Source organism: Methylobacterium sp. Leaf88, from assembly GCF_001422795.1.
In the GTDB taxonomy this organism is placed as follows: Bacteria; Pseudomonadota; Alphaproteobacteria; order Rhizobiales; family Beijerinckiaceae; genus Methylobacterium.
In genome coordinates, this window is record NZ_LMMK01000021.1 from 157,562 (window position 1) to 169,868 (window position 12,307).

The following is a 12,307-nucleotide window of genomic DNA, read 5'->3' on the forward strand; positions in this document are numbered from 1 at the left end:
CCTTATCAGGATTCGCGCCGGCAAGGCAAGGCGTCCCGCCCTATTCCGGATCGAAGCTTTGCCGGAATGGGCCGTTCAGGTCGCGTGGAGGCTTGATCACGGTCGGGTTGCGCTCCGCGCACCGCCGCCGCCCTCCCCGGCCGTGACCGCCTGCGACGCGCCGCCGACTCATCGCCAAGCGCAGCGTGCGGCGGGCGATATCCGTCTGTAAAGACTTCCGCTGCTAGCATGCGCCGACGCGCACGGTGCGCAAAGACGGAACCCCGTGACGACCCGCATGGAGCAACCCGAATTAGCGGCGCCGATCCCGCGGCGCGAGGAGCGCAGCCCGACGAACTGGATCGCGACGATCCGGTTTCGGGACGGCACCGAGATTCCGTGCAGCGTGAAGGACGTCTCGAAATCGGGCGCGCGGATCTGCGTCGGTGCGAGCCAGGCGCTCCCGCCCGTCTTCATGCTCCGGATCATCGGGCGCGACTTCCTCTGCCTCGTCCGGATCGCCTGGCGGCGCGGCGACTATGTCGGCGTGCGCATCGAGCGCGTGGGCAAGCTGCCGCAACCCACATCCGTCACGACAGCGGCCGTGCCTGTGCCGGCGGCCCAAACAGACGTCCCCACCCCGGAGGAGATCGCCAGCGGCGGAATCGGCGTCCCGTCCCGGAAGCGCGGCATCTCGGCCTTTTAAGGCACTTGACGCGAGATTCCCCGCGCAGCCAGCACCCGGGCAACAACGAAAAACCCCGCCCTGCCGAAGCAGAGCGGGGCTTTCGCTGTCCGCGGATGGCGGCGCCGAACCTGGATCAGGCGGCGCTGCGGTTGCGGGCTTCGCGCTTGGTGTCGACACCCGAGGCTTTGATCTCGGACAGCTTCTGGGCGACGTTGCGCGAGAACACGAACTCGGCCGGACGCTGGTTCTCCAGGCTGACCTCGGGGGCCATCTCGCCCTCGGTCTTGATGCCGCGGAGGGCGTGCACAAGGGGCTTCCAGGGCTTCTTCACGGAGTCGACGACCGAAGAGGCCTCATAGCCCGAATGGACCATGCAGTCGGCGCACTTCTCGTAGTTGCCAGTGCCGTAGGAGTCCCAGTCGGTCTCCTCCATCAGCTCCTTGAAGGTCGCCGCGTAGCCCTCGCCGAGGAGGTAGCAGGGCTTCTGCCAGCCGAACACGGTGCGGGTCGGGTTGCCCCAGGGCGTGCAGTGGTAGGTCTGGTTGCCGGCCAGGAAGTCCAGGAACAGGCCCGACTGCTGGAAGGTCCACTTCTCGCGACCCTTCTCCTTGCCGTGACGGAACACGCCGCGGAAGAGCTCCTTCGTCGCCTTGCGGTTCAGGAAGTGCTTCTGATCGGGCGCCCGCTCGTAGGCATAGCCCGGCGAGACGGTGATGCCGTCGATGCCCATCTTCGTCACGCTGTCGAAGAAATCGGCGATCTTGTCGGCGGACGAGTTGTTGAAGAAGGTGCAGTTGATGGTGACGCGGAAGCCCATCTCCTTGGCCTTCGCAATCGCCGCCACCGCCTTGTCGTAGACGCCGCGCTGACACACCGACTGGTCGTGCATCTCCTTGTCGCCATCGAGATGGATCGACCAGGTAAAGTACGGGCTGGGCTTGTACTCCTTGATCTTCTTCTCGAGCAGAAGCGCGTTCGTGCAGACGATGGCGAACTTCTTCTGCGCGATGATGCCCTCGACGATCTGGGGCAGATCCTTGTGCAGCAGAGGCTCGCCGCCGGCGATCACCACCACGGGCGCACCGCACTCGCGCACGGATTCCAGCGCGTCGGCGACCGGCAGCCGCTTGTTCAGGATCTCGTCGGGGTAATCGATCTTCCCGCAGCCGGCGCAGGCAAGATTGCAGCGGAACAGCGGCTCCATCATCATCACGAGCGGGTAGCGCTTGCGACCGGTGAGGTGCTGCTTCAGGATGTAGCCGCCAATCTTCGCGACGTACCGGATAGGGATGCCCAAGACGCGGCTCCTTGTTGTTGGCCCCGATGTATCGGGCTGCTTAGCGTGAAAAAAGGCCAAATTCCAGCGAGCTAGACTGGAACCAATCCGAAAGGCTCCGAATGGATGCCGTTCGCGCAAGTTCTCCGGGTGCTGCAACAATCCGGCCACAGACGGTGACCCGAACCCTTCGGTCAGCCGGAACGCTCCGGCGGATTATAGCTCCGCCGGAAGCGCTTATTCCTAGTCCTTGGCTGCATGCCTGGGCCGCAGCTTGGCTGTTCGTCACCGCTTCTCCGATCCACCAAAGCTTGGGTCGTGGAGAAGTGCGGTGCGAAAGCGCACGCCTGGACGAACCGGAGACTGATCGATCCGTTCGCGTTGCATTACAGACATTTGCTCGCTAGGTGAGCGCCACGGTGAAGCAAATTCGTGTGAGCGATGCGATTCGTTCGATGATCCGAGGACCGTCGCTCTCCGGCCGATCGCGCGCCGGATTCGGGTTTTGCACCAACAGGTGATAACCGGCGTCACAAGACAGATCGATTCCCGTCCCGTGGCCGTACTGGCCTCGGCGCCCACATGTGGCGCGGCCGGGCGGCAATCGGATCGCTCAGGCAGGTAGGATACTCGTGATCGAACGGCTCGTCGCGTTTTCCGTCCAGCGTCGCTGGTTGGTCATAGCTCTCGTCGCACTCGTCACCGTGGCAAGTGCCGGTGTGGCGGCTCACCTCTTCAAGATCAATACCGACGTCGAGCGGTTGATCGACAAGGATGTGCCCTGGCGACAGGACGAGATCAACTACGAGAAGGCCTTTCCGCAACGCACGGGCACCCTCGTCGCGGTCATCGACGGCAAGACGCCTGAGGAGGCGGAGGAAGCGGCGGCCGAGTTCTCGGCGGCCCTCGTCAGCCACAAGGACATGATCGAGTCGGTCTACCGTCCGGACGGCGGTGCCTTCTACGAGAAGAACGGCTTCCTCCTGATGTCGCAGGAGGAGCTGACCAAGACCACCGAGCAGCTCGTGCAGCAGCAGGGTCTGCTGGGTCCGCTGGCCGCCGATCCGTCCCTGCGCGGTATCATGCGGGTGCTGGGTCTCGGCGCGCGCGGCATCAAGAGCGGCGATGCCAAGCTCGAGGACCTCGAGCGGCCGATGACGCAGATCGATGCGACCGTGCGCAAGGTGCTGGCCGGCGAGTCGGCGCGGATGTCCTGGCAGATGCTCCTGTCGAACGGGCAGACGCAGAGCACCGACCTGCGCAAGTTCGTGATGATCCAGCCGGTGCTGGACTACAACGCTCTGCAGCCCGGCGCGAACGCCACCGAGGTGGTGCGCAAGGTCGCTTCCGATCTCAAGATCAACACCCTGGGTGGTCCTGAATTCGCCGGTGCGCCGCGCATGCGGCTGACCGGTCCCGTGGCGGTGGCGGATGACGAATTCGCCACCCTCTCCGAAGATGCGCTCCTGAACTATAGCGTCACGGTCGGGGCGATCGTCCTGTTCCTTTGGCTCGCCCTGCGCTCCGCGCCACTGATCGGCGCCGTGCTGATCACCACCTTTGCGGGCCTCATCGTCACCGCCGGCCTCGGCCTGCTGATGGTGGGCGAATTGAACCCGATCTCGGTGGCGTTCGCAGCGCTCTTCGTCGGCCTCGGCATCGATTTCGGCATCCAGTTCGCGGTCCGCTACCGTGCCGACCGCTTCGAGCAGCCCGACCTCCTCTCGGCCATGCGGGCCGCGGCGCACGGAGTCGGCTGGTCGCTGACCCTGGCGGCGATCTCCCTGATCGCCGGCTTCTTCGCGTTCCTGCCCACCGCGTTCCGCGGGGTCTCCGAGCTCGGCCTCATCGCCGGTGTCGGCATGATCGTGGCCTATCTGTTCGCCCTCACGCTGCTGCCCGCGCTCATCGCGGTGTTCAAGCCGAAGGGCGAGCGCGAGGCCGTCGAGACCACCTGGCTCGCCGGCGTCGACCCGTGGATCATCCGCAACCGCAAGCCGATCCTGATCGGCGTCGGCGTGATCACGCTGGCGGGCACTCCGCTTCTCTTCAAGCTGCCTTTCGACTCCAACCCGATGCACCTGCGCAGCCCGAAGGTGGAGTCGATCTCGACCTATCTCGACCTGATCAAGGATCCGGCGACCAGCCCGAACATCATCGACGTGATGGCGCCCTCCGTGGAGGCTGTCCCGGCCCTGGCCGACAAGCTCACGAAGCTGAAGTCGGTGGCCAAGGTGATCGACATCAACACCTTCGTGCCGCCGGATCAGGACCAGAAGCTCGCGACCATCGCCGAGACGGCGCAACTCCTCGGTCCCGTGCTAAATCCGGGCCGCAAGCCGCCGCCGCCCACGGATGCGGACAACGTCAAGGCGATCAAGGAGGCGGTCACGGCCCTGCGGGGCATCGCGTCCGGCTCGGATGCCCCTGGGGCGAAGGCGGCGGGCGACCTCGCCACCGACCTCGACAAGCTCGCCGCCGCACCGGTCGGCACCCGCGAGGCCGCCAGTGTCGCGCTCACCATCGACCTGAAGACGCTGCTGACCCGCCTCTCCGGACTCCTGAACCCCGAGAAAGTTACGCTGGACAACCTGCCGCCGAAGCTCAAGGCCGAGTGGGTCGCCGCCGACGGACGCTCGCGGATCGAGGTCCATCCGAGCGGTGACGCCAACGACAACCGCGTCCTGCGGAACTTCGCCAAGGAGGTCCAGAGCGTCGCGCCGCACGCGACCGGGGCTCCCGTCGCGACGACCTCGTCGAGCTACACCATCCTCGGCGCGTTCCTGCAGGCCGCGATCACCGCCCTGGTCCTGATCTTCATCATCCTGTCGGTGGCGCTCCGGAAGCCGTGGGACGTGGCGATGACCCTGGGGCCCCTGGTGCTGGCGACCCTGTGGACGCTGATGGCGCTGCACATCGTCGGGATGCCGCTGAACTTCGCCAACATCATTGCGATGCCGTTGATGCTCGCCGTCGGCGTGGCCTTCCACATCTACTACGTCATCGCCTGGCGGGCCGGCGTCACCGACATGCTGGCCTCCAGCCTGACGCGGGCGATCTTCTTCTCGGCCCTGACCACCGGCACCGCCTTCGGCTCGCTGGTGCTTTCCAGCCATCCGGGCACGGCCAGCATGGGCAAGCTCCTTGCCCTGTCGCTGTTCTTCACCCTGGTAGCCGCGTTCTTCGTGGTCCCGGCCTTCCTTGGCCCACCGCCCAAGCACCCCGATCCGAAGCGCCCCGAAGGCGACGCAGCCCTGCCGCCGACCGCACGGGCTCAGACGGCGGAAGCCGTTCCAGCGAAGTAGGTCGCTACTCTCAAAGCAAAACGAAAAACGGGCGCGGATCGAATCCGCGCCCGTTTCCGATCCGGAAGCGCGATCGGCGACGGGCCGTTCGAACCCTCAGGTCAGAAAGTCCGAGAACCCGCCACGCGGGATCCCGGCGACGGCCGCCGAACTTTCCGGAGCGATGAGCGCGTCGCGCTCGGCCGCGTAGGCATAACCCGGAGCCTCGCCCGGGAACCCGCCCCCGGTCGCCGGGTGGGTATAAAGTTCGGTGAGACCGTCCGGCAGATGTGTCAGAAGGCCCGCCACGCGGGCCGGCGTCATTGCTCCCGACCAAGCGAGACCAAGCGTCCGATCGGGGATCAGGAGGCCGGCCTGGCGTGCGCGGACCGCGAGGAGCGCGGCCCAGGGTGCCGTGTCCAGGGCCGCCTTCGCCTGCGTCCCCGGCTCGGCCGCCCGCAGGACCGCCCGGGTCTCCCGCGGGACGCGGATCGCCCGCATGCCGTGCCGAGCGCCGGCCGCCAGGACGAGCCCGGCGATCAGCGGGTGCACGTGGAAGTGCTTGTGGGCGTTGACGTGGTCGAGGGACAGGCCCGTCGCCGCATAGGCGCGGAACTGCGCCTCGATCTCGGCAGCGAGCTGTCGGCGCGCCGATGCCTTCAGCGCGAGATCCAGACCCAGCCGGCCCATATCGCTGCGAATCTGCCCGTCCGGCCCGACGAGATCCGGCAGTTCGGCCGGCGGCAGAGTCGGCCAAGCCTCCACCATCACGAGATGCAGACCGACCCGCAGGGACGGCAGGTGCTTGGCCCGTTCCACTGCATCAGCGGCGGCCGGCGCCGAGACCATCAGACTTGCGGCAGTGAGGATACCGTCGCGGTGGGCCTGCTCCACCGCCTCATTGACCTGAAGGCTGAGGCCGAAGTCATCGGCCGTGACAACCAATCGCTTCATACAGCGGCTCCGGTTGGCGGACGAGATCCCCGTCCGCGGCTGGGGACCTGAACCCCGAAACGCGAAACGGCCGGGCTTTCCAGCCCGGCCGTCTCACATCGAACTGGCGTCGCGGTCAGGCGGCGGCGCTGGTCTGACGCTCCTTGAGGAAGCGGTAGAACTCCACGCCCTCGCGCAGGCGACGCTTCATCATGTCGGGGGACCGAACCATCTCGGAGACGATCGAAGCGATCTTCGGCGCACGGAAATAGAACTTCTTGTAGAATTCCTCGACGGCCGCGAAGATTTCCGTATGCGACAGGTGCGGGTAGTGAAGCGGCGCGATCTGAACGCCGTTCTCATCCACCAGTTCGGCATTCTCGACGTCGAGCCAGCCGTTCTCGACGGCCTGCTTGTAGAGGAACGTGCCGGGATAGGGCGCGGCCAGCGAGACCTGGATCGTGTGCGGGTTGATGCGCTTGGCGAAGGCGATCGTCTCCTGGATCGTCTCCTTCGTCTCGCCCGGGAGGCCGACGATGAAGGTGCCGTGGATGGCGATACCGAGTTCGTGGCAGTCCTTCGTGAACTTCTCGGCCACCTCGACGCGCATGCCCTTCTTGATGTTGTTCAGGATTTTCTGGTTGCCGGACTCGTAGCCGACCAGCAGCAGGCGCAGGCCGTTATCCTTCAGGACCTTCAGGGTCTCGCGGGGCACGTTCGCCTTGGCGTTGCACGACCAGGTCACGCCGAGCTTGCCGAGCTCGCGGGCGATCTCCTCGGCGCGGGGCAGGTTGTCCGTGAAGGTGTCGTCGTCGAAGAAGAACTCCTTCGTCTGCGGGAATTCCTTCAGGCAGTACTTGATCTCTTCGATCACGTGCGCGACCGAGCGGGTCCGATAGGTGTGGCCGCCGACCGTCTGCGGCCAGAGGCAGAAGGTGCAGCGCGACTTGCAGCCACGGCCCGAATAGAACGAAATGTAGGGGTGCTTCAGGTAACCGATGAAGTACTTCTCCATCTCGAGGTCGCGCTTGTAGACCGACGTCACGAACGGCAGCTGATCCATGTCCGTCATGATCTCGCGGTCCTCGTTATGGACCACGACGCCATTGGCATCACGATAGGACAAGCCCTTGATCTCGGACATCGGGGTGCCGTCCGCGACTTCCTTGACGGTGAAGTCGAACTCGTTGCGGGCACAGAAATCGATGCAGGGGGCCTGCGCCATGGAGCCGGCGGCGTCCACCGCCACCTTCGCGCCGATCAGGCCGGCGATGAGCTTCGGGTTGGCGGCCTTCAGCGCCTCGACGGTCTTCACATCAGACTTGAACGACGGAACCGAGGTGTGAAGCACCACCAGATCGAAATCGTGCGCCTGCGCGACGATTTCGTCGAGTTTGATGTTGTGCGGCGGGGCGTCGATCAGCTTCGAGTTCGGCACCAAAGCGGCCGGCTGAGCGAGCCAGGTCGGATACCAGAACGACTTGATCTCGCGCTTGGCCTGGTAGCGGGAGCCGGCGCCGCCATCGAAGCCGTCGAAGGTGGGGGCCTGCAGGAAGAGGGTGCGCATGGGGTTCAAGGCCTCAGCGAAATCAGGGGAAAGATGAAACGAGGGTCGAGGCGAAGGTCAGAGCGACGATGCACCAGCATCGCGGCCGAGCGTCGTCTCCGGGATCAAGGTACCGTCTGCAACCACGCGATAATCGTGGCCCTTCCATGTCACCGCACCTGAGACGAAGCTCCAAGTGAAGTTCATGAAGGAGAGGATGTCACGTATCGGCAACAGCCAGTAGGGGTGCGCGGCAAGGCCGAAGGCACGTTCCAGCCGGACGCAGAGGACGATGCGGCAGGCGAGCGCGAAGGCGGCGACCGCGAGGGCAGTGGTGCCAGCCCCGGGGATCAGCGCGCCGATCAGGGCCAGCGGAAAGGCGTGCGTGACGAACGAACCGGCGTATCCGGCCGGATCGACGTTTCGGATGGTGCGGTTCCAACGCAGCTCGTGGCTCCACAGGCTCGCCAGGTCGGTATCGACGCAGGTGTGCCCGATGCTGAAGCTCGGGATCGCCACGAGTCCGCCCTGCGCGCGCAGGGCCTCGCCGATGGCATAATCGTCCGCGAGATCGTCCCGAAACGCCTCGAAGCCGCCGATCGCCGCCAGCGCCTTCGTGCTGAAGGCGATGGTTGAGCCGAAGCACGGATTGGCGAGGCCGAGGGACGTCCCCATCACCACGTTGGGGAGGAACTGGACATCGATGGCGAGCGCAGAGAGGTGGGCCCAGATGCCCCGATGCGCCGGTACGCCGTGATAGAGGCAGGTGACGCCGTTGACGCCCGGCTGGCCCAGCGCAGCGACGATGCGGGCGAGGTAATCCGGCTTCACCACCATGTCGCTGTCGGCGAGGACGACGATCTCATGGGCGATGCGGGCCGACATGTTGATCAGATTCGAGACCTTGCGGTTCGAACCGTGTTGGCGGGCGTCGATCACAAGATCCAGGCGAGCCGCCGGATAGGTGGCCTGCAGCCGGCGGACCACCGGGATCGCCGGATCGGCGGCGTTCTGGACACCGAACACGATCTGGACCGGCGCCGGATAGGCCTGTTGGCAGAACGTCTCGAGATTCTCGTAGAGGTTCGGCTCGATCCCGCAGAGGGGCTTGAGGATCGTGACCGTCGGGACCGTGGATCCGAGTTTCGGCTCGGGCTTCTGCGCGAACCGGGTGGCCAGGGCAGCCGCCGCCAGGCCGTAGAAGCAGCCGACCAGGGCGATCAGCGGCAGAAGGTGCGAGAGCCAGGTCAGGTCCATGAAGGGCATCGCTCGGTCACGGGTCTCGTGAGAGTGCCGCAGTAGCGAGCGGCGCGAATCGTCGAAGGCGGGGAGAGGAACAAAGTCCGGCGTGTTTCACCCGACTCTAAGGCGCTGGTTTGACGGCGAGCATTCCCGTGGTGCGATCGCGCATGAATGTGAGGAGGCCGTCCGCACCGCCGGTCTTCAGCGGCTCGGCGAAACTGCCGCGCAGGCTCGCCACTTCGCTGACGTTCCCGTTGAGATAAACGTCCTGCACCCGGTTGCCGGAACCGACCAGGAAATCGACCTGGGAGGTGTCGCCGTCCTTGTTGGCGACTTCGGTCTGGACGACGCGGTTGGCACCCCGCGCTTCGCTCTGCGGTTTCACCGTGAACTTGCCGCCGGCCGCCTGCGCGAGTCGTGTGGCATAGGTCGCGGTGAAGTATCGGCCGAAGGCCTCGGTCAGCGCGCCCTGCTGCTCCGGCGTGAAGGTCTTCCACTTCGGTCCGGCGGCCAGGCGGATCATGGCCGGGAAATCGAAGGTCTCGCTCAGGGTGGGACCAATGCTGGCCGCACGCGCCCCGACATCCTTCGGAGCCTCCTTCAGGGCCGCTTCGAAGGTCGTATAGACCTTGCTGATCGACTCCACCGCGGCATCGTCCGCCGCGCGCGCGGTCGGGCTCAGGTGCAGCAGGCCGAAGAGGAGGGCTGCGAGAACGACGCGATTTAGGCGCACTTCTTGAGATCTCCCAGATCGGCCTCGGCGCGAGCGCGGCTGCCGAAGTCATTGGCGAGCACCGGGACGAGAAGGTCGTGCCGCAGGGCGGGTTCGGCCCGCGCCTCCGCCGCCACCGGCTCGACGGCCTGGGTGCCCTCCAGCGCATGCCAGGCGAAGAGGCCGGGAACACCCACCAGAAGGTCGGCGAGACGCTTGACCAGGGACAGCGCCAGGGCCGCTTCAGCGGGGATGCCGAAGATGGCGCAGAGCGCGATGAGGCCGCCCTCCTGGGCGCCGAGGGCGCCCGGGACCGCGAAGGCCGCGCCGCGAACCGCCTGAGCGAGGCTCTCGATCACCACCGCCTCGACGATGCTGACCGGATAGCCCATGAAATGCAGGGCGACATAGACCTCGACCGTGCCGATGAACCAGCCGATCAGATGGATGCCGAGGCCACCGGCGACGCGGCCGCGGTTGCCGTAGAGACGCTTCAGGCTGTCGTAGAGTACGTCGATGGCACCGAGGGCCCGCCATTCGCGCGAGCCGGCGAAGCGGCTGACCAGGGCCTGGATGACCTGATGGCCGCTCCGGCGCTGGATCAGGTAGAAAGCGCCGAGGGCGGGCGCCGCAAGGGCGAGACCGCCCGCCACCGTCCGGACGATCGGACCATCGCCGGCGATCCAGACCAGGAGCAGGACGCCCGCGACGGTGAACAGGAATTGGGTGACCGCCTGGGTCATCAGGTCGACGAACATGCTGGCGCCCGCGATTCCGCCGGGCACACCGCGCTTGGTCAGGAGCCGGGCACCGACGAAATCGCCGCCGACCTGGGCCACGGGGAGGAGCGTGTTGATGCCCTCACGCACGAAGCGCAGGGTCGTGCAGTCCCAGAGCGTCGGGCGCGCCGCTGCCGGAAAGATCACGAACCAGCCGAGGCCGGCCCAGGCCACCGCGACGGCGCGTGCGACGACCACGATCAGGGCACCCCAACCGGCGCTGACCACAGCAGCCGCGACGTCTTCCAGTCCCGAGGACAGGAACAGGCCGACGACCGTGCAGAGACCGACGATCAGGGCCAATGTCGTGAGACGTTTCATGGGCCCCTTTCGGCCAGCAGCACAGCGAATCGCAGCTTAGATCCGCCGTGTTTCCGACCGGAAAAAACCGTCGGAAACGGTGAACGTCTCCGGAAGTTGCAGCTTTGGGAACCGTTGTCTATCACCCCGGAGACACAGTCAGAACCAAAGCGGCACAGGGCGGAAGGCCCGAGAATCAGCCGTCGGGGCGGACAGGGGAACAGAATTCGATGGACCGCGAATCACACATCACGACCGGTGAGGTCGTGCACGACGACGCGCAGATGGAGCGCTACGCCGGAAGCGCCTACGGGGCGACCCGCGATCCCGCGCCGAGCTCTCCGGTCATGGCCTGGAACGAGTGGGACCCGCTGGAGGAGGTCATCGTCGGAAGTCTCGACGGTGCGACCATTCCGACACACCACCTGACGGTCATCTTCAACCTTCCGCGAGCGGCCCAGCCGTTCTATCGCTTCGCGTCCGGGTTCCGGTACCCGAAGTTCATGAAGACGCTCGCGCAGAAGGAGCTCGACAACTTCATCTCGATCCTGGCCGGCGAGGGCGTGAAGATCCGCCGTCCCGACTCGCTCGACTTCTCGCGGAAGTACAAGGCGCCGCGCTGGTCCTCCCGCGGCTTCTGCGTCGCCTGCCCGCGCGATCCGTACCTCGTGATCGGCGACGAGATCATCGAGAGCCCGATGTGCTGGCGCTCGCGCTACTTCGAGGGTGATGCCTACCGCTCGCTGTTCAAGGAGTACTTCCGGAACGGTGCGCGCTGGACCTCGGCGCCCCGGCCACAGCTTACGGACGAACTCTACAACTACGACTACCGGGTGCCGAACCTGAAGGCCGGCGAACCGATGCAGTTCACGGTCAACGAGTTCGAGCCGGTCTTCGACGCAGCCGATTTCGTGCGCTGCGGCCGCGACATCTTTGTGACGCGCTCCAACGTGACCAACCTGATGGGCATCGAGTGGCTGCGCCGCCACCTCGGCTCCGGCTTCCGGGTCCATGAGATCGAGAGCCGCTGCCCGCAGCCGATGCACATCGACTCGTCGTTCATGCCGCTGGCGCCCGGCAAGGTGCTGGTCAACCCGGACTACATCGACGTCGAGAAGCTGCCCGCCGTCCTGAAGAAGTGGGACGTGCTGATCGCGCCCCGGCCCGATCCCGTCGAGGGCTTCATGAGCAAAATCTCGATGTGCTCGCCCTGGACGTCGATCAACGTCCTGGCGCTCGACGAGAAGAAGATCGTCGTCGACGCGAGCCAGCCGACACTGATCAAGGCGCTCAAGGATTGGGGGTTCGATCCGATCCCGGCGCCGTTCTTGTCCTACGGCCCGTTCGGTGGTTCGTTCCACTGCGCCACGCTGGACGTCCGCCGCCGCGGCACGCTGAAGTCCTACTTCTAGGATCGGGTACGTCGGCGAACGAAGGGAGGGGGCGCAGCGAGCGTCCCCTTTTTCGTGTCAGCGCGAGACGCTGTAGACCGACGCCGCCGCCGAGACCGGTGCGGTGACGGTTGAGAAGACGGAGAGGACCTTCTGGACCTCGGTGAAGGGGGCGTT

The 12,307-nt window shown here is 66.0% G+C and carries 9 protein-coding genes; 3 read left to right on the top strand and 6 right to left on the bottom strand.

From position 1 onward, the window contains the following. The first annotated feature begins 265 nt into the window (after nt 1–265). Nucleotides 266–685 carry a PilZ domain-containing protein gene (locus tag ASF20_RS13460; RefSeq protein WP_244476428.1) on the top strand — a complete coding sequence of 140 codons (420 nt, stop codon included), beginning with the start codon at nt 266–268 and terminating at the stop codon, nt 683–685. Between the two features lie 115 nt (nt 686–800). Here the strand turns inward: ASF20_RS13460 and hpnH are convergent, their stop codons facing one another. After that, nucleotides 801–1,964, bottom strand: a complete 1,164-nt coding sequence (hpnH, locus tag ASF20_RS13465) for an adenosyl-hopene transferase HpnH (protein WP_055951783.1) — start codon at nt 1,962–1,964, stop codon at nt 801–803. A gap of 611 nt (nt 1,965–2,575) precedes the next feature. On the opposite strand from hpnH, the gene ASF20_RS13470 reads away from it, so the two are divergent. Continuing rightward, a complete protein-coding gene (locus ASF20_RS13470) occupies nt 2,576–5,248 on the top strand; it encodes an MMPL family transporter (RefSeq protein WP_056274854.1) in 2,673 nt (890 codons plus the stop codon). Nucleotides 5,249–5,344: 96 nt separating this feature from the next. On the opposite strand, the gene hpnK is transcribed toward ASF20_RS13470, so the two are convergent. The 5 genes from hpnK to ASF20_RS13495 all read right to left on the bottom strand — a co-directional run bounded on the left by hpnK (nt 5,345) and on the right by ASF20_RS13495 (nt 10,760). Further along, nucleotides 5,345–6,181, bottom strand: a complete 837-nt coding sequence (gene hpnK, locus ASF20_RS13475; RefSeq protein ID WP_056274855.1) for a hopanoid biosynthesis-associated protein HpnK — start codon at nt 6,179–6,181, stop codon at nt 5,345–5,347. 115 nt (nt 6,182–6,296) lie between these two features. Beyond that, nucleotides 6,297–7,727, bottom strand: coding sequence for a hopanoid biosynthesis associated radical SAM protein HpnJ (hpnJ, locus tag ASF20_RS13480; protein WP_055951775.1), 1,431 nt, complete (start codon nt 7,725–7,727; stop codon nt 6,297–6,299). Between the two features lie 57 nt (nt 7,728–7,784). Continuing rightward, the gene (gene hpnI / locus ASF20_RS13485; RefSeq protein ID WP_056274890.1) at nt 7,785–8,963 is read right to left on the bottom strand and encodes a bacteriohopanetetrol glucosamine biosynthesis glycosyltransferase HpnI; all 1,179 of its coding nucleotides are present in this window, start codon (nt 8,961–8,963) and stop codon (nt 7,785–7,787) included. Nucleotides 8,964–9,069: 106 nt separating this feature from the next. Beyond that, a complete protein-coding gene (locus tag ASF20_RS13490) occupies nt 9,070–9,639 on the bottom strand; it encodes an ABC transporter substrate-binding protein (protein WP_348271548.1) in 570 nt (189 codons plus the stop codon). A 32-nt stretch (nt 9,640–9,671) separates the two neighbouring features. Then, a complete protein-coding gene (locus ASF20_RS13495) occupies nt 9,672–10,760 on the bottom strand; it encodes a flippase-like domain-containing protein (protein ID WP_056274859.1) in 1,089 nt (362 codons plus the stop codon). 209 nt (nt 10,761–10,969) lie between these two features. On the opposite strand from ASF20_RS13495, the gene ASF20_RS13500 reads away from it, so the two are divergent. Further along, nucleotides 10,970–12,151 carry a hypothetical protein gene (locus tag ASF20_RS13500; protein ID WP_056274861.1) on the top strand — a complete coding sequence of 394 codons (1,182 nt, stop codon included), beginning with the start codon at nt 10,970–10,972 and terminating at the stop codon, nt 12,149–12,151. Nucleotides 12,152–12,307 lie beyond the last annotated feature (156 nt).

Coding starts and splice junctions, on each gene's coding strand:
- hpnK (WP_056274855.1), bottom strand. CDS start 6,181: ATGAAGCGATTGGTTGTCACGGCCGATGACTTCGGCCTCAGCCTTCAG.
- ASF20_RS13495 (WP_056274859.1), bottom strand. CDS start 10,760: ATGAAACGTCTCACGACATTGGCCCTGATCGTCGGTCTCTGCACGGTC.
- hpnJ (WP_055951775.1), bottom strand. CDS start 7,727: ATGCGCACCCTCTTCCTGCAGGCCCCCACCTTCGACGGCTTCGATGGC.
- hpnI (WP_056274890.1), bottom strand. CDS start 8,963: ATGGACCTGACCTGGCTCTCGCACCTTCTGCCGCTGATCGCCCTGGTC.
- ASF20_RS13500 (WP_056274861.1), top strand. CDS start 10,970: ATGGACCGCGAATCACACATCACGACCGGTGAGGTCGTGCACGACGAC.